This window comes from Olsenella sp. oral taxon 807, assembly GCF_001189515.2.
GTDB lineage: Bacteria > Actinomycetota > Coriobacteriia > Coriobacteriales > Atopobiaceae > Olsenella_F.
Genome location: NZ_CP012069.2, coordinates 2,737,131 through 2,754,311, shown reverse-complemented (window position 1 = coordinate 2,754,311; position 17,181 = coordinate 2,737,131). Strand labels below are relative to the sequence as shown.

The 17,181-nt window shown below is 60.7% G+C and carries 19 protein-coding genes; 5 read left to right on the top strand and 14 right to left on the bottom strand.

The features are described 5' to 3' along the window. Positions 1-370: 370 nt before the first annotated feature. On the top strand, positions 371-1,690 hold the full coding sequence (locus ADJ70_RS11875) for an O-acetylhomoserine aminocarboxypropyltransferase/cysteine synthase family protein (protein WP_050341684.1): 1,320 nt from the start codon (positions 371-373) through the stop codon (positions 1,688-1,690). 191 nt (positions 1,691-1,881) lie between these two features. Here ADJ70_RS11875 and ADJ70_RS11870 read toward each other — a convergent pair whose 3' ends face one another. The 8 genes from ADJ70_RS11870 to ADJ70_RS11835 all read right to left on the bottom strand — a co-directional run bounded on the left by ADJ70_RS11870 (position 1,882) and on the right by ADJ70_RS11835 (position 8,262). Further along, complete coding sequence (locus tag ADJ70_RS11870) at positions 1,882-2,475, bottom strand: NAD(P)H-dependent oxidoreductase (protein WP_050341681.1); 594 nt, start codon at positions 2,473-2,475, stop codon at positions 1,882-1,884. A gap of 167 nt (positions 2,476-2,642) precedes the next feature. Beyond that, positions 2,643-3,440 (bottom strand): ABC transporter permease subunit, encoded by a 798-nt coding sequence (locus ADJ70_RS11865; RefSeq protein ID WP_050341679.1) that lies wholly within the window; start codon positions 3,438-3,440, stop codon positions 2,643-2,645. Next, positions 3,437-4,396 carry an ABC transporter ATP-binding protein gene (locus tag ADJ70_RS11860; RefSeq protein ID WP_083444007.1) on the bottom strand — a complete coding sequence of 320 codons (960 nt, stop codon included), beginning with the start codon at positions 4,394-4,396 and terminating at the stop codon, positions 3,437-3,439. The genes ADJ70_RS11865 and ADJ70_RS11860 overlap by 4 nt, the downstream gene beginning before the upstream one ends. Beyond that, on the bottom strand, positions 4,393-5,118 hold the full coding sequence (locus ADJ70_RS11855) for a TetR/AcrR family transcriptional regulator (protein ID WP_083444006.1): 726 nt from the start codon (positions 5,116-5,118) through the stop codon (positions 4,393-4,395). The genes ADJ70_RS11860 and ADJ70_RS11855 overlap by 4 nt, the downstream gene beginning before the upstream one ends. Before the next feature lie 1,333 nt (positions 5,119-6,451). Beyond that, a complete protein-coding gene (locus ADJ70_RS11850) occupies positions 6,452-6,964 on the bottom strand; it encodes a DUF4279 domain-containing protein (protein ID WP_050341677.1) in 513 nt (170 codons plus the stop codon). Between the two features lies 1 nt (position 6,965). Beyond that, on the bottom strand, positions 6,966-7,409 hold the full coding sequence (locus tag ADJ70_RS11845; protein WP_083444005.1) for a DUF4279 domain-containing protein: 444 nt from the start codon (positions 7,407-7,409) through the stop codon (positions 6,966-6,968). Between the two features lie 210 nt (positions 7,410-7,619). Continuing rightward, on the bottom strand, positions 7,620-7,814 hold the full coding sequence (locus ADJ70_RS11840; RefSeq protein WP_050341672.1) for a hypothetical protein: 195 nt from the start codon (positions 7,812-7,814) through the stop codon (positions 7,620-7,622). A 1-nt stretch (position 7,815) separates the two neighbouring features. Beyond that, a complete protein-coding gene (locus ADJ70_RS11835; RefSeq protein ID WP_083444004.1) occupies positions 7,816-8,262 on the bottom strand; it encodes a DUF4279 domain-containing protein in 447 nt (148 codons plus the stop codon). A 330-nt stretch (positions 8,263-8,592) separates the two neighbouring features. Here ADJ70_RS11835 and ADJ70_RS11830 point away from each other — a divergent pair, with 330 nt between their 5' ends. The 4 genes from ADJ70_RS11830 (at position 8,593) to ADJ70_RS11815 (ending at position 14,462) form a co-directional block, all read left to right on the top strand. Beyond that, complete coding sequence (locus tag ADJ70_RS11830) at positions 8,593-8,967, top strand: hypothetical protein (RefSeq protein ID WP_050344581.1); 375 nt, start codon at positions 8,593-8,595, stop codon at positions 8,965-8,967. A gap of 557 nt (positions 8,968-9,524) precedes the next feature. Next, on the top strand, positions 9,525-10,871 hold the full coding sequence (locus ADJ70_RS11825; RefSeq protein WP_050341668.1) for an ATP-binding protein: 1,347 nt from the start codon (positions 9,525-9,527) through the stop codon (positions 10,869-10,871). 243 nt (positions 10,872-11,114) lie between these two features. Next, entirely contained in the window at positions 11,115-13,604 is a 2,490-nt protein-coding gene (locus ADJ70_RS11820; RefSeq protein ID WP_172674504.1) for a LuxR C-terminal-related transcriptional regulator, read from the top strand. Positions 13,605-13,799: 195 nt separating this feature from the next. After that, a complete protein-coding gene (locus tag ADJ70_RS11815) occupies positions 13,800-14,462 on the top strand; it encodes a hypothetical protein (protein ID WP_050341664.1) in 663 nt (220 codons plus the stop codon). A 472-nt stretch (positions 14,463-14,934) separates the two neighbouring features. Here ADJ70_RS11815 and ADJ70_RS11810 read toward each other — a convergent pair whose 3' ends face one another. From ADJ70_RS11810 to ADJ70_RS11785, 6 genes are all read right to left on the bottom strand, one after another. After that, positions 14,935-15,210: a hypothetical protein gene (locus ADJ70_RS11810; RefSeq protein ID WP_216597268.1), complete on the bottom strand. Its 276-nt coding sequence runs from the start codon at positions 15,208-15,210 to the stop codon at positions 14,935-14,937. 56 nt (positions 15,211-15,266) lie between these two features. Further along, positions 15,267-15,497 (bottom strand): hypothetical protein, encoded by a 231-nt coding sequence (locus tag ADJ70_RS11805; protein ID WP_062393147.1) that lies wholly within the window; start codon positions 15,495-15,497, stop codon positions 15,267-15,269. Positions 15,498-15,625: 128 nt separating this feature from the next. Then, positions 15,626-15,898, bottom strand: coding sequence for a hypothetical protein (locus ADJ70_RS11800; RefSeq protein ID WP_050341658.1), 273 nt, complete (start codon positions 15,896-15,898; stop codon positions 15,626-15,628). 154 nt (positions 15,899-16,052) lie between these two features. Then, entirely contained in the window at positions 16,053-16,286 is a 234-nt protein-coding gene (locus ADJ70_RS11795; protein WP_157051530.1) for a hypothetical protein, read from the bottom strand. Between the two features lie 186 nt (positions 16,287-16,472). Continuing rightward, entirely contained in the window at positions 16,473-16,748 is a 276-nt protein-coding gene (locus ADJ70_RS11790) for a hypothetical protein (RefSeq protein WP_216597267.1), read from the bottom strand. A 65-nt stretch (positions 16,749-16,813) separates the two neighbouring features. Beyond that, positions 16,814-17,041 carry a hypothetical protein gene (locus tag ADJ70_RS11785; protein WP_157051529.1) on the bottom strand — a complete coding sequence of 76 codons (228 nt, stop codon included), beginning with the start codon at positions 17,039-17,041 and terminating at the stop codon, positions 16,814-16,816. Positions 17,042-17,181 lie beyond the last annotated feature (140 nt).

Genomic DNA, 17,181 nt, shown 5'->3' with positions numbered 1-17,181 from the left:
GCGTCCGGGAAACCACCCGCCAGCCTGCGGGGCACTATCAAAGCAACCACCTGCCTGTCCTGCCGGCCGGGAGGCGGGGAGCAACCACCCGCCAGCCTGCGGGACACTATCAAAAGTGGCTCAACTGGGCAAATGCGTCCGGGAAACCGCCCGCCAGCCTGCGGGGCACTATCAAAGCAACCACCCGCCAGACTGCGGGGCGGTTTCGCCAAGATCTACCAGCATATCGGTTTTAACGATAACCATGCCGTATTACTACGTATAGGAGTCTAGCTGGTATTTTTCAGAGCAACTCCTAAGATAGCTAGCTATGAAAGTACGGAAGCAACGTAAATTCTAAGAGACTGGTTATCGTCTAGGAGGTAGTACCATGGCGTTTGCGCTTGACCCCAGCTTTGCACAGGATCCCGAGAAACACTTCGACACCCTGCAGGTGCATGCGGGCTATGCACCCGATCCCACTACCGGTTCTGCAGCCCTTCCCATCTATGCTTCAGCTGCATTTCAGTTCGAGGACGCAGCCGATGGGGCGGCAAAGTTTGCGCTTGCCAGGCCGGGCAACGTCTATGGTCGTCTGACCAACACGACCGCAGACGCCGTGGCCGCGCGCGTGGCTGCCGTCGAGGGCGCGGCGGGCGCCGTTGCCGTCGCCTCGGGGCATGCGGCCGAGATCCTCGCGATCACCAACATAGCAGGCGCTGGCGACCATGTGGTCGCATCCGACTCCCTCTATGGAGGTACCTGGAACATTCTTCTGCATACCCTTGCTGACCTCGGTATAGAGACCACCTTCGTCCAGAACAACGACATTGATGCCTTCGTTGCTGCGACCAGAAAGAACACCAAGCTATGGTACGTGGAGACCATAGGCAACCCGCTCGTCGACGTAGCCAACATTCCCGCACTCGTCGAGGCGGCACGCTCGCTCTCTGAGCCCGTGCCCGTCTTCGTTGACAACACCTTCGCGACTCCGTATCTATACCGTCCTACGCAAGATGGTGCTGCAGTCGTGCTCGAGTCGCTCACAAAGTGGATTGGTGGTCATGGGGTTGCGCTCGGAGGCGCCGTCGTCGATGCGGGTACGTACGACTGGAAGGCCCAGGCTGACAAGTTTCCCACTATTGCCAAGCCAGACCCCTCCTATCATGGCGCCGTGTTCGCCGATGCGGCTCCTGCGGCGCCCTTCTCAACCCGCGTGCTTGCCAACAAGCTGCGCGACTTTGGGCCCACACTCTCTCCCTACGCGGCTCAGCTCATCGGTATCGGCCTAGAGACCCTCTCGCTACGCGTTGAGCGCCACTGCGCGAACGCGCTTGCCGTGGCACAGTTCTTGCGAGACCATCCCAAGGTCAAGTGGGTGCGCTACCCGGGCCTTGCGGATGACCCGAGTCATGATCTTGCGAGCCGCCTTCTCAGGCACGGGTTTGGGGGTGTGCTGGTCTTTGGCGTTGCAGGTGGGCGCGAGGCAGGACTTAAGGTCGTGGACAACGTCAGGCTTTTCACGCATCTCGCCAACGTGGGAGACGCCAAGTCGCTCATCATCCACCCCACGTCGACCACGCACTCGCAGCTGAGCGCCGAGCAGCTCGAGGCGGCGCACCTCAGCGAGGACCTCGTGCGCCTCTCGGTGGGCATCGAGGACGTGGATGACCTCATTGCCGATCTTGACCAGGCCTTGGCAAAGCTGTAGTATGCCGCGTCGCTCCGTACGGCGATGTGACTCAGTGGGTCGGGTGTCGAGCTGACGATACCCGGCCCACTGTAGGGCTGATACCAGGCCCATTATAGAGTTGCCAAGAGTCAAACTGGTGTTGCGTGAGAATCAAACTGGCGTGCCTTGGTGCGCCTTGACGTTTTCTGGCACACCTTGGCGCAATGCCTTTATGTAAGGGCTCCCGGTGCGCTGACCTTCTCGTCGATGGCCCTGCTGACCTCCGCGTCGGCATCGACAGTGACGATATCCAGCCCCCGAGCGCTCATACATCTGATGTCCTTGATACCGTAGATATGTCCCATGCCCTCAAGGGTCCTGTAGCCCAGGTCATCCTCATCGGTAACGAGGCCTCCCCGGGTGGTTACGTAGTAGAGTCGCTCTGCCTTGCACAGACCGACCGTCTGGCCCCTCTCCCCATACCTATAGGAGATGCCCGTCACGCTTATATTCTCGATGTAGACCTTCAGCATCGCGGGAAAGCCGAAGTCCCAGTACGGGGCAGCGACCACGACGCAGTTGGCGTTCGCGAATTGTCGCGCGAGGATAAAGCTGGGGTCGAGAAGCTCGCCTCTTGCGAGAAGGGCAAGGCGCTCGTTCAGTCGCTGGGAATCAAGAGGGTGGATGTCCAGATGCTCGAGGTCGAGCTCCTCGATCACATAGCTCTCCTTGAGCAGCTCGAGCAGCCTGCTCGCGATCCTCAGCGTCCTTGATGTGGACTTGTTGACGCAGGCGTTAACGAACAGCAGCTTCTTCTCAGACATGGCGTCTCTCCCATCCCTTGGCCTTGGCGTGCCTACCCAGACGATGCGCGATGCGCCCCATTCTGTCAAGGGATGGGAGACCAGCCTTCCTGCGCCCCTTCTGGCCGCAGCGAAGCGACACGAGGCCTCGCTCTTTGGGATTGCCGTCCCAGTCTATTCTTCAGGGCTTACACGTCAAAGTCCCTTCTGCAGAATACCGCCGCACCCACTGCGAGGAGGGCCAGTCCCACTGCAGCCAGTATCGCGGCGTCTAGAGCTGCGTCCCCAGACATTGCCGCGAGCCCATAGGGGTCAAAGAGCGTCACGGGGTTCGCATCCTGAAGAAACTCCAGGCCCTTGCCCACCTGCGCCGCCATCTTCGCAAGAAACATTAGCAGGCAGGCGCCGCCGCCCACCCATAGGGCCGCCCGGGCGTCGCGAAACGTGCAGGCGGAGGCAAAGCAGAGGCCCGCCATGAACGTCCAGAGGCAGAAGAGGCCCACACTTGCGCGCAGCAGCTCCGCACGATTCAGCTCTCCAGGAAACAGGGCCTCGGCGCAGGCCAGCTGAGCGACTATGATCAGTGCCAACATCGACGCGAGCACCGTCAGCATGACCGCCGCGAGCGTGATGGCGATGCGCGGGCGGCTGACGGGGGAGGACAGCACGCAGGCAAGGGAGCCGCGATCGATGGGCCGCACGACCATGCGGTTGACCGTCATCATGATAAGCAGCAGTGGCACCCAGGTGAACAGGAAGCCGTACAGGTAGTTCAGCATGAATCCCGTCATGGTGGTTGCCGCATGGCTCATCCCGAAAGCGGCGAACGCATCCGGCATGGTGGACATGATGAGGCTGAGGTTCTCCGTGATCTTGGGATCGTACATGTAGACCACAGACACGATGTACATCGTGAGTATGGCAGCAATCACAAAAAACGGAAGCACGCCCCTGCGCAGCTCCCGTGCATAGAGCGTAAGGCTCATAGGATATCCTCCCTCGTCGTGGACGGTTGCTTCTCAACCGGATCATCTTCAGACGGGCCGTCTCCATAGAAGTGCAAGAACAGCTCCTCCAGCGTCTGCTCTCGGGAGGTCAGGCCCACCACATGAAAGTTCGCCAGACCCTTGATGAGCGCATCGACGCCTCCATCTGCCCATAGCTCCACGCCGCACTCGTCCAACGCGTGGGCCCGGGCACCAGATCGCGCACAGGTCTGCAGGTAGCGCTCTCGCTCCTCCTTGGACGAGAAGCTCACCCTAAATGCGTGCCGCCGCGATGCGCGCACGTCTGCCATGCGCTCCACGCCAACCAGGTGGCCCGCTCGTATGAAGGCAACCCTGTCGCAGCTGCGCTCGACCTCCTCGAACATGTGGGATGACAGGAGGATGGTCGCCCCCCTGTCACGCTCCTCAAGCACCAGCTCCACGAAACGACCCTGCATCAGGGGGTCGAAGCCACTCGTGGGCTCATCAAGGAGCAACACGTCGGGACGACTCATGAACGCACATACCAGGCCTACCTTCTGCTTGGTGCCCTTTGACATCTTGCGAATCTTGGGACGCGGGTCTAGCTCGAAGCGCTCCATGAGCTCGTTCATACGCGTGCGGTCATCCAGCTTTCTCAGCCGTGCCATGAACTCAAGGAACGCCAAGCCGCTCATGTCCTCGGGCGTTGCCATCTCGCCTGGGAGGTGGCCCAGACGCCTCTGGATGACTGCTCGCTCAGAAAAGCAGTCAAGCCCAAAGATGTGTGCGGATCCTGACTGCGGCCTGATGAATCCCATAAGATGGCGCATGGTCACGGTCTTGCCCGCGCCGTTGCTCCCCAGAAAGCCAAAGACCTCCCCTTGCCTCACGGCAAACGACAGGTCGAACACGCCGCGTCCCTGCCCGTAGTCCTTGGTGAGTCCCTGTGCCATGATGACGCGTTTGCCAGTCATGATGATGTCTCCTCCCCATCCGTCCCTCCATGTGCGCCTGCGACGGTCCTCGGCCCGCCTCGTGCCTCTCCAAGGCACTCTGGCTTATAGGCCCAGGCCCTCAGCATGTCGCACCACGTAAGGAACTCCCTCATGAGCACGTCCACGTCCACGACCCCATGGGTCGCTCGCCGCTGGTGCACCCAGCCGTCGGTCAGCCAGATGAGCATGTCGAACACGTGGCGGGCATCCACGCCGTCACGAAACTTCCCCCAGTCCACGTTTGCGAAGAAGCGCTTGAACACCACGTCGGTCTGCCGCCACGTCCAGTTGCTCACGTTGTCCTTGATGTCTCGATGCTCGGGATAGAAGGCGCGGATGCAAAACGACAACGCCCAGGGAAAGCGCCTCATCATGGCCATCTTCCTCTGGGCTGCATAGATCATCAGCTCAAAGAAGTCGTCTATCTCCCAGAAGTCGTCGTCCGCGACGATCTCTATGGCCTTGTCGTAGAGATACTCCAGGGTGTGCAGGTATAGCTGGCGCTTGCTCTTGCAGTAGAAGAACAGGAGCCCCTTGGAGATGCCCGCTGCCCGTGCGATGTCATCTGTGGATGCCCCCTTGTAGTCGTTTCGTCCGAACGTCTCGATGGACGCCTGGGCGATGGCCTCGCGCCGCTCCTTGGGTAGGCGGCCAAAGGCATCTTGTTTCTGGCAAAGGGTCAGCACGTCTGGCTCACTCATGAACGTCCTCTCGTCGAAGTTTGCTGACCGGCCGGTCAATGTCAGCTGCTCCAGTCTGAGCCATTGACTGGAATTGTGAAGCCCCCTCAAGGAAGGGATGTGTGTTCTTTGAGTCGCTACCGATGCGGGTAGGGATCCCGCTGTTATCTGGTGCTTCTACTGGAACCGTGGGTCACGGCCCTGTTTTCTCCTCATTCAAGCTCACAAATTCGTGAGTCTACCTCCCAAATTTGCGAGATAGACTTGTAAGGGGAGAGGAGCTTAGATGCAGCAGGATGAGCGAGACATAGTCAACACGTTGGTCAGCCGCATGGAAGAGCCGCGCAGCTTCATCCAGATCCTTCCGAGCCCAAGGTAGACGGGCACGTCAATCGCTGTTCTGCAGGCGCTCAGAAAGGGGAGCATCCCGTGCGTCTACTCCGAGGTCCCGCAACAAGGCGAGCAATGAGGCTCTTCGGGGGTTCGTGTGGGTTGACGCCTCGGCGAAGATGCCAACCTGGCAGCGGCGCCACTCGCTCAGAGCCTGTCTTCCCGACCAAGCGAGGGGGGCCAGCGAGGGGGCGCCGCCGGCACGCCATGGCGGCTGAGGCGCTCGCGCCACCTGACGCAGCTCGCGTCGCGATTCGTATCGTAACTCGCGTCGCAACAGTGTACACAAATGCCCCGAAACGGCGCCGAGGGGCCATTTTGGCCGATCTGTGTACACTCCTGCGTCCCTACGGCTGCTCGCAACAGCGCAACAGCCCAACAGTGTACACAAACGCCCCAATCCGGCGCGGAAAGGCCCGATCCTCCCATTTGTGTACACTATTGCGATCCCAAGGCTACCCACAACCCAAGCCCACGGCCCAATAGTGTACACAAATGACCCGAAACGGCGCCAAGGGGCCATTTCCACCGATTTGTGTACACTCCTGCGTCGTCGCCCTGGCGGTGAGGCCCACGTCGCCCTGGCGGTGAGGCCCACGCCGTCGGGGCGGTGACGCAACCACCCACCCACACGAACTCACGAAGCCTCAGCAATGAGGTTGATTTCGTTGTGGGATGGGGTGAGGACGTCATTGGCATAGAGGTAAAGAGCGGCCGCGTACGCTCCACCGGCGGACTTACCGCGTTCTCGCTGCGCTTTCCAGGTGCCCGCACGCTCGTCATCGGCTCGCCCGCATGCACTGTGGAGGGCTTTCTTTTGGGGGGCATGACCCCTTTTAGCCTGAGTACCCCGTGCGGGCCTCCGCTGCCGCTCTGCAGTTGCTCGACTGGTCCGTCTCTGGGGACGCGCGTTTCGTAAGAGGACCTGTGCCACCTATCGAAGATCGCGAAGGGACCCGCCTGCCTACGCGTTGCCCGCGCGCCTCCAGGCCCACAGGGCGTCGCCCAGCTCCTGGTGCCGGCGCACGTCCTGGATGACTCCCTCGGGGTCGTCGTAGTCGTCGGGATTATCGGGCTCGTGGATCTCCAATCTCATCCTCAGCTCGGCGTCGACGGAGTTGAGGAAGGCGACGTTGCGCGCGGTGAGGCCCAGGAAGGGGTTGCACATGGCCTCCATCTGGATGTCGATCACGACTGCGACCTTAGCCACGTGCTCCGACAGGAGGGCGCGCAGTCTTGCGGCCCCCTCGCCGATGGCGTCCTGTAGCCTGTCGATGTGCGTGGGGGGCCACCTGCACTCCTCCCTCGCTATGGTGTGCTGCCACGCGTCGCAAGCGAGGCCCGCCCGCGCGACCGCGGCGGGCAGCTCTCCCGCGCGGCAGGTGGACGTTGGCTCGAGGCCCAGGGCGTCGCCTATCGCCTCGAAGTCCAGCCTCCCGCCGGTGACGCAGAGCGTCGTCTCGACCTGCGGCTCCATGTCAGGCCCCCTCGCCGACGGGGGGCAGGTCGCCCTCGTCGGGGTAGTAGAGGTAGGGGTCTATCCCCAACTCGGCGCCCATCGAGCCCAGAAACGCCAGGTCACCCCTCGTGAGGGTCAGGTCCGGCTCGTCGCCGATCACCGCGTGCAGGGAGAGCCCCACGCTGACGTTGGCCGCGTACCTCTCCCGGACGGCGGAGATCTGCCCTGCCTTGTCGCCGAACACGGCCTCCAGCGCCCCGATCCGCTCGGAGACGGACGCGCACTCCGCCCGTGGGATGGTGTACCCCCACGTGTCGGCTGCGAGGCCCATTCTCTGGCTCACTTCGGGGAAGTCCTCCTTGAGCCGGGTACTCGTTGGAGCGACCCCCAGTGACTCGGTTATCGCGTCCAGGTCCAAGTCGTTCCCCGTGATGCCAAAAGATGCCCTCACCCTCGGCCTCATGCCACCAGCCCCCTACACGTTATAGGCCTGTTGATATGTGAATGCTGCTATCTCTTCTTGATTTCGGAACGGGTTCCCTGGTGCGGCCGATGACCCTCGCGTCATCTGCGTCCACGACAGCTCCCCTACACTCGCAACCCTACCTGCATATGATATCGTTTGTTCGGCACAAAAGCCACGCTTTGGTGCGAAAGCCACAGGCGGGGCTACCTATGCCCACCCCTGTGCAGCAAGGGAGGCGCGGTGGTACTCGTCGCTACAGGCGAGGCCCGCCCGCGCGACCGCGGCGGGCAGCTCTCCCGCGCGGCAGGCGGACGTTGGCCCGATGCCCAGGGCAGCGCCTATCGCCCCGAAGTCCAGCCTCCCGCCGGTGACGCAGAGCGTCGTCTCGACCCGCGGCCTCACGTCAGGCCCCCTCGCCGACGGGGGGCAGGTCGTCCGTCTCGTCGGGGTAGTAGGGGTAGGGGTCTATCCCGAACTCGGCGCCCAGCGCGCCCAGGAACGCCAGGTCGCCCCTCGTGAGGGTCAGGTCCGGCTCGTCGCCGATCACCGCGTGCAGGGAGAGCTCCACGCTGACGTTGGCCGCGTACCTCTCCCGGACGGCGGAGATCTGCCCTGTCCTGTCGCCGAACACGGCTTCCAGCGCCCCGATCCGCTCGGAGACGGACGTGCACTCCGCCCGTGGGATGGTGTACCCCCACGTGTCGGCTGCGAGGCCCATCTCCTTGATTACCGCACGGGCATCTTCCTTCCGGTAGACCTCCGTCGGTGCGATCCCCAGTGACTCGGTTATCGCGCCCAGGTCCAAGTCGTCCCCCGTGATGCCAAAAGATGCCCTCACCCTCGGCCTCATGCCACCAGCCCCCTACACGTCGTATAGACCCGTCGGTACGTGGACGCTGCTGTCTCTTCTTGATTCCAGAACGGGTTCCCTGGTGCGGCCGCTGACCCTCGCGTCACCTGCGTCCACGACAGCTCCCGCACGCTCGCAGTTCTATCTATGCATGATATCGCTTGATCGGCACAAGGGCCACCTTTCCCGCGCATTTCCGCCGTCCCCGCCAAAAACTGCGAGGGGCCATACTTTGGTATGAGGGAGCCGTGGGCGGGGCTGCCTACACTCGTTTCTGCGCAGCAGAGGAGGCGCAGCGGTACCTGTCATCACGAGAAGAAGGAGGCCATCATGGCATTCGGATTCAAGCTCAAGCACGTCAAGACCAAAGAGCCCTTCGCTGACACCAAGGCTCTGTACGAGCGCATCAAGGACGAGCGCTTCTACGCGGGTAAGCCGGAGCTTGTAAAGAACGGCTTTGCCGACGTTATCGTCTTTCCTGCCCTCGACAGCCAGAATCAGGTGTGGGTCACGATGTTTGGTAAGCACAGAATCCAGGTCCAGAAGAACCAGGAGGCGGGCGTCACGAATGCCGTCGTGAACGAGGCGATCAACACGGTGACCTCTGGGCTGTTTGGTCTCAAGTCCATCATCGGCAAGAACGCCAAGGAGATCGAGATACAGGTCGAGAAGACCGCCAAGGAGCTCGAGGCGCTCGGGCTGTAGGGGCACCCGCCCCCCATCACGTGGGCCTCGAACGCCTCGTCCCGTCATGCACACCTCAGCTGGGCAGGGCCTTGGCCGCCCTCGTCCGTGGTGGGCGGCTGCCGTTGGGGAGCCCCTGTCTGGAGGGCTGCTCGCTCCAACTTTTGCCTGCACCTTACCTCGAAGGGCGATTCTGTCCAGACCCAAGCCCCGCAACCATGAGTAAATGCCTCTCAAAATGGGCTCTTCGGGGGGTTGTGTGGGTCGACGCTTTGGCGAATCGCGTCGCAACAGTGTACACGAACGCCCCAAACCAGCGTCGAGAGGCCGTTTTCGCCAATTTGTGTACACTCTTGCGTCCCCACGGCCGCTCGCGCGACTGGGCGGGGCCACGGGTCCCACGACACCGAGGGCCCCATGGCCCCGTGCTACTCAGGTGTTCGGACCTGAGGCCCGCCCCATCGGGGCGGTGACGCAACCACCTACCCACACGAACTCACGAAGTCTCTCAAAATGTGGTAGCCATCACATTTTTTACCTATATAATGTGATACAGATCACATTTTGGAAAGGTTGGAATGGACAGAGACGTTCTAAGGAGCTTGGATACCTGGCGGGCGTCGCCCCATCGCAAGCCGCTCATCCTAAAAGGGGCTCGTCAGGTGGGCAAGACATGGGCCCTCAGAGAGTTTGGCAAAGCCCATTACCAAAACTGCGTCTACCTCAGCCTCGAGGAGATCGCCCCGGGCATACCGAGTGAGTTCGCGCCGCTATTCCAAAGTACCCATGATCCGCGGCGCATGCTTCAGAACATCTCCCTTGCGATGGGTCAGCCCATCGACGCAAAACACACCCTCCTCATCCTCGACGAGATCCAGGACTGTCCTGCGGCAATCGGAGCGCTCAAGCCGCTCGCCGAGATGGCTCCCGAGTACCACGTAGCTTGCGCCGGCTCTTTGCTCGGCGTCATGCTGTCTCGATCGACGAGCTCGTTTCCGGTCGGCAAGGTGGAGTTTCTCGACATGTACCCGCTTACGTTCTCTGAGTTTCTTCGCGGAGTGGGGCATGGCAACCTCGACACCTACCTCAATCAGCTCGATCAGCTGGCACCGCTGCCCGAGGTCTTCTCAAATCAGCTTGTCGAGCAGCTGCGTCGCTATTTCATGACGGGTGGCATGCCTGAGGTGGTTGCACGGTGGTCAGAACATCAGGATATCCTTGAGGTCGATAAGCTGCTCTCGGATCTTCTTGACTCCTATGAGCGCGACTTCGCAAAGCACGGCGGTCGCGGCCAGTTTGTTAAGCTCTCTCTGATCTGGAATTCCCTTCCGGCACAGCTCGCACGAGAAAACAAGAAGTTCATGTGGGGCTTGGCGCGGGATGGGGCACGTGCCCGCGAGTACGAGAATGCCGTCGAGTGGCTCTGTGACGCCGGCCTCCTCACGCGGGTTCGCCTCAACGCCGCGCATGGCATCCCGCTTGCCGCCTATGATGACCCCTCCTCCTTTAAGCTGTACGCCCTCGATGTGGGGCTCCTGAGGCGACTTTCCCGGCTTGCGGCCTCGGCGTTTACCCAAGAGGATGCCCTCTTCTTGGAGTTCAAGGGAGCGTTTGCAGAGAACTACGCGCTTCAGGCCCTCCTTCCCCAGCTGGACGTGACACCTCGCTATTGGACGAGCAACAAGCCGCGCCACGAGGTTGACTTCATCGCGCAGATCGGCAATGCCATCGTTCCTATGGAGGTCAAGTCGGGTACGTCGGTCACGGCCCGTAGTCTGCGCCACTACGCCCAAAGGCACCCGGAGGGCACACCTGTGCGAGTGCGGTTTTCCATGAGGGAGCTCTCGTGTGACGGCACAATGCTGAACATTCCGCTCTACCTTGCGCACCGGGCAGTTCCTCTGATCATGTCTGTTCTCGCGTAGGCGACCCTTCCCGTAGTGTCAGGTAGTGTCGAAGGGCTGGGGTTATGGCGCGCCGGTCCCTCCATATGCTTCAATATATTTCCAGATTTGTGTCAGCGTGCTTGCCCGCTCATGATATAGTACTATTCAGATGTATATGAAGACCTTGATGCTAGAGTTAAAGTGTTGTGACGCAAAGAAGCGGCAATGGATGGGGTTGACGCCCCGGTAGGGCCGCTCGCTTCGCATGCGAGGAGTCCGATGATGGCTGACAATCCCATCGCCATTACCCAGAGCCTCTCCGAGCTTTTTTCTGATGCGATTGGAGGCTGTCGCGTCATCCTGTTCAGCGCACCGGCGGGGTGCGGCAAGACCTCAAGCGCAATCGAACTGCTGAGGCGTGGGGGCATCGAGTACAAGAGCCTCGATGCGGGCGCTCCTGACTTTGCGCTCAGGCTCGCAGACATTCTCCCCGATGAGCGAAGCGCACCCATCCCTCTCGGAACGGCTTCTCCTGTGGTCTCGGACGGCAAGACGGTTTCCTCGCCCGGCGGCGGGGTGCTGCTTGTTGACAATCTGCAGAGCATCGACAAGGCGGGGGAAGACGCCTTGAGCGAGCAGATAAGGACGCACCCCCTCTCACGGTTCATCCTCTGTGGGCGCTGTCCTCTGCCGGGCTGGTTAGTCCAGTATGAGGCGGAGCGCACGGAGCTGACCATCGAGCCCGAAGACCTGATGCTCGACTCGACGGCTCTTGAGGAGGTCAGTCGCGGGCGGGGGCTTGAGCTCTCCCGCGATGAGCTGAGCGAGATCATCCAGCTGACCGAGGGCTATCCGCTCATGGCAACGCTTGTGTTAGACGAGCTCGGTCGACGCGCGGCTCGGGGCATGAGGGCGGCTCGCTTCTCCGAGGATGTCTACGAGTCGGTGAGGACGCGAATCTTCAATTATCTGCAGAAGGTCATATATGCTGACTTCTCACTTGAGGAACGCTCGCTCATGCTGAGCGTGTCGCCATTCGAGTACTTTGATGCGAGTCTGGCCGAGGTGCTTACGAGTAACCCGCGCGTGGAGTCAATCATCGGGAGACTCCAGCGTGATACGCGCATGTTCAGTCAGAATGCCTTTGGCAGGCTGACGTTCTGGCCCCTCTGGCAGTCGTTTTTGATCTGGCAGATGGAACAGGAGTGGGGCAGGCCCGAGCGTCAGGCGCTCTATGCGCGAGCGGCGATGTACTTTGAGCAGAGCGGCGATCACGTCTTGGCCATTCGCTGCCATGACCTATGCGGTGAGCGCCATAAGGTCATAGAGCTCCTCGAGCGCCACTCGCGCCTGAATCCCCGCAGGGGGTACTTCCGTGAGCTGGCACCATATTACCTCGCGCTGCCTGAGGACGACATCGCCTCGTCCCCGGACCTTATGATGGGCATGAGCATGCTCATGTTGCTCCTGGCGGACTATCCCGCCTCACGGTACTGGTACGATAGGCTCAAGGCCTATGCGAGCGGGAAAGACGTGACGGCAAGGCGACGTCGTGCCGCAGAGTCCGACCTCCTCTACCTGGACGTTGCCTTGAATTTTAGGCCAGACTCCTCCTTGTCTCAGCTCCTGGTGTCAGCGGCGCGCGCCCTGGGGAGCGGTTCTCTGGATCGCGATGTCTTCTCGTTCTCCGTTACCAGTGGCCTGCCGTCTATCATGAACGGGGGCCGTGACTTTAGCGAGTGGTCGCGGCATGACTGGATGCTCTATAAGACCCTTGCGAAGCCAGTTGCGCGTGTGCTCGGCAGGGACGGTGTGGGACTTCCGCTGTGCGCGATCACCGAGAGCCGTTTCACGCGTGGCGAGGATGTCAGGGCCTCTGTGCTCACACTAGCCGCGACGATTCCCGAGATCTGCCTTCATGGGACACCCGACATAGAGTTTGCCGCCACAAGCCTCATAGCTCGCGTTCAGCTCGATTCGGGCTCGGCCGATGACGCCCGCCAGACCCTAACGGTGCTGCGACGCGGCTTTGTGGAGCGTGGGGAGAGCTTTTTCCTGCCCAACATCGACGCCGCGATTGCCCGCATCGATCTCAGGCGGGGCGACAGGACAGCCTGGGAGAGCTGGCATCGCAGCAAGGCACCAACAGAGCTGCTCACCCCCTTCGTTATGGACCGGTACCGCTACCTGACACTTGCTCAAGTCGAGCTTGCCCTAGGGGATGCCGAACGTGCTCTGTTGGTGCTTGCCCCATGGCGTCGCATACTATCCGAGACGCACCGGGCCATCGACAGCATCACACTTCACGTGATCGAGGCGATCGCCCAGTGGCGCCTGCGTCAAGAGCCCGATGGGCCAGGCGACGTTGGAGAGTGGCAAGACTCGCTGGAACAGGCGCTTGACACGGCCCAGCTTTATTCCTTCGTGCAGCCTATCTCTACCTTCGGCATCGCGGTTCTTCCGCTGCTGCAGGCCATGACGTGGGACAAGGATCCTACGTTCATGCGTCGGCTGCTTGCCGCGACGCGGCGCATGGCGTCCTTCTACCCAGGCTTCCTGCAGGAGCCCATGAGGCTTGCGAGACCACTCACGCCCACAGAGGAGAGGGTCCTTAGGCTCCTTGCCTCGGACATGTCCAACGCAAAAATAGGAGAGGTTCTTGGGATCAGGCTCCCCACGGTGAAGTCGCACGTCAGTCACATCATGCAGAAACTCGGTGTCACCTCTCGCGCAAAGGCGAAGACTGCGGCGCAGCAGCTGGGCATCCTGTAGGGTGTGCGACGTCAGCCTGAGGCCCATGATACTTTGGTATGACTCATCTTTCTCGAAGCGAGCTTACTATCTTCTTGGTCGCAGAGGAAGGAAGCGCCTCCACCAAGGCCCTGTCACGTTTGTCTGGACGGGGCTGACTTGAGGAGAGTGACCTTGCCTGCAAGATAAAAGCGTGCGTCTAGAAGGGAAGTCACCATGAAGAAGGAAGTTCGTGCCAAGATCATTGCCGTCGGGCTTGCGCTTGCGCTAGCCTGTATACCCCTGAGTGCCTGCGGTGGTTCGCAGAACAACTCGAGCGGCGGCTCGCAGAACACGACAAGTAGTTCCAGCTCGGGTAGCTCGAACTCAAAGAGTTCTGATTCGGAGAGTTCCACCTCAACCAAGGATTCGAGCTCCAGCTCTAGCGACTCCAGCTCCAAGGATTCGAGCTCCAGCTCTAGCGACTCCAGCTCCAAGGATTCGAGCTCCAGCAAGGCAAGTGACTTCACGATTTCCAAGGACGAGATCACTGAGGCCTACATGGGGATCGATACGGACGACGAGGGGGTCTACTGGATCTGCAACGCCGACGGGTCCAAGGCCGGCCTGTTCATCCTCGCCTCTTCTGGCGATTACATTAGCTTCATGGGCAAGGCAGAGGACGAGGGTAATATCATCACCGTCACGGACGCGGTCTCGGGCAACGCCGTGGCCATCGCCGTTACGAACAAGGGAGACGGTACCATCGGCCTGAGCGGCGGCATTGCGACGACCGATGGCACGACCACGAACTTCGAGGCAACCGTCGCTCCCGTGAGCGTGGACCAGGCGTTCAAGACCATACAGGGCATCAACAAGTACGGCAACATGATCGCGTGACGAATTCTGGTCGCGTGGCGGGCGCCTGCCTGCCGTGACAGATCCCTAAGGCCCGCGCCGGGCGCATCCACTGCGATGTGCCCGGCGCGGCCTTTCATCGGGCGGGGGCTTTTTTACGGAAGGGCTGTGAAGCTCAAAATAAAGGACTCTCAAAAGTGTACGTTCTCGTCAGGTCGATCGATAAAAGCCCAGTTAGTACTTCTTTAAGGTGACGAAAACGTGCACTTTAATGGGGTCCTCCAAGTGTGCAAGGTCTGCATGGCCATAGAACGCAGGCAGAAATGAGCCCATATGCCAGAAGGCCATAAATTGGCTTCACTAGCGACAGGACAAGGCAGTCTCCTTGACTGCCTTGCCAAATCAGCTCTTTGTTCGTACGTCACATGCGCCAGCCTGCTACCAGGGCGGATGGGTTAGGCGAGGATCTTGACAGGTTTCCGGGTCTTGAGGACGTGGTCTCACGCCAGTCCGGCTAGTCCGGCCAGGCAACAGACTCGGGCAGGGGGTTGACGTGGTAGGACGGGACGGAGAACCCCTCCGTCCACGCCGTGTCCCTGTCTACGACGAACTCGCTGATCTGGAAGCACTCGCGCGGGTAGTCCCTGAAGCCCGGGAGCGGGAGGTACCTGTCTATCGCCTCCTCGGCGAGCTCCCTCGTCGAGTACATGCCGATCCGCTTTCCCTCCACGTGCTCGTTGTTCCTGCCATACCTGTAGCAGTGCTCTAAGTAGTACACTTTCCTGGCCAAGGCGCCCTCACCCCTTCCCTCCATCCTGGGCCCCCGCTGCGGGGGCCGCCCCGCCGTCAGCAGGAGACGAAGCCCTCCTCCCACCCAGCTGCGTCCTTGTCGAGGGTCGGCTCCGCGATGAAGAAGCAGTCAAGCGGGAAGTCCCTGAAGCCCGGGAGCGTGGCGTACCTGTCTATCGCCTCCTCGGCGAGCTCCCTCGTCGAGTACACGCCGAGCTCCTTCACCTCCTCGTGCTCGCTCTCCTTTCCGTAGTCGTAGTAGTGCTGCAAGAGATAGACCTTACTCAAAGCTCATTCCCCCAGATCCTAAGAGTCCCGCTCGTTTTGTTTTTGGGAGGGTTTCGTTTATTTTCCAACAAGATGCAGCGACAAAGACATGCCTGTGGCTGGATCCTGCCAAGGACATGAAGACCATGTTAGTCTGGCCAAGCCTCAGACTCGGACTTAGGGTTGATGTGATGCGAAGGAAAGGAGAACCCCTCCGTCCACGCTGCATCCCTGTCTACGACGAGTTCGCTGATACGAAAGCAGTCAAGTGGATAGTCCCTGAAGCCTTCTTGTGGGGAGAACCTGCCTATTGCCTCCTCGGCGAGCTCCCTTGTCGAGTACATGCCAAGCCCCTTTGTGTTGGCGTGCTGTCCATGTTTGCCATAGGTATAGCTATGATCCAGATAGTAGACCTTATCCAAGACTCCCTCACTCCGTTCATCAGCTTCCGATGCGCACGCGATGTCATTGGTGTTTCTCAAGGGCCATTTTTGAGGTCATCAGCAGATGGCGGGGATTAGGCCCTTGCAAACGAGTGGCAAAACCTTCCCAGGCCCCGCGCTTGCGTGAATTGCCTTACCGCCAAAAGATATGAAAGCCCTCCTCCCACCCAGCGTCCTCGTCGAGGGTGTATAGGCTGATGTAGAAGCAGTCAAGCGGGAAGTCCCTGAAGCCCGGGAGCGTGGCGTACCTGTCCCTCGCCTCCTCGGCGAGCTCCCTCGTCGAGTACACACCGAGTTCCCTTACTTCTTGGTGCTCGCTCTCCTCGCCGTAGTCGTAGTAGTGCTCCAAGAGATAGACCTTACTCAAAGGTCCCGTCACCCCAATCACCGTGGACTCTCGCCCAAGGAAAAGCCCAGCTAGCTTCTGACCGCGTATCATATCTACCAGCTTACCGCAAGAGCGATGGCGTGGGATAGGCTGAAGATGTCTGTCCCAGGGACTCTCGGCATGCCTCACGGGGGTGTGCGACTGCATCTGGAACCCAGCCAAACCCTAGTCAGGCCAGGCCACGGACTCGGGGAGCGGGTTGACGTGGTAGGACGGGACGGAGAACCCCTCCGTCCACGCCGTGTCCCTGTCCACGACGAACTCGCTTATCTGGAAGCACTCGCGCGGGTAGTCCCTGAAGCCCGGGAGCGGGAGGTACCTGTCTGCCGCCTCCTCGGCGCGCTCCCTCGTCGAGTACATGCCGATCATCTTTCGCTCGGCATGCTCGTTGTCCTTACCATACCTGTAGCAATGCTCCAGATGATATATCTTAGTGTTCAAGACGCACCTTCTCCTACTCTAAGGTTCACGTCGCAGGCGGGTCTCACAGAGCCACCTCCTCTCTGTCAACAGGAGACGAAGCCCTCCCACCACCCGGCATCCACGTCAAGGGTATACGCTCCGATATAGAAGCAATCCAGCGGGAAATCTTTGAATCCTGGGAGCGTGGCGTACCTGACCCTCGCCTCCTCGGCGAGCTCCCTCGTCGAGTACACGCCGAGCTCCCTTACTTCTTGGTGCTCGCTTTCCTCGCCGTAGTCGTAGTAGTGCTCCAAGAGATAGACCTTACTCAAAGGCCCTGTCACCCCAATCACCGTGGACTCTCGCCCAAGGGAGAGCCCAGCTGGCTTCTGACCGCGCATCATATCTACCAGCTTACCGCAAGAGCGACGGCGCGGGATAGGCTGAAGATGTCTGCCCCAGAGACTCTCGA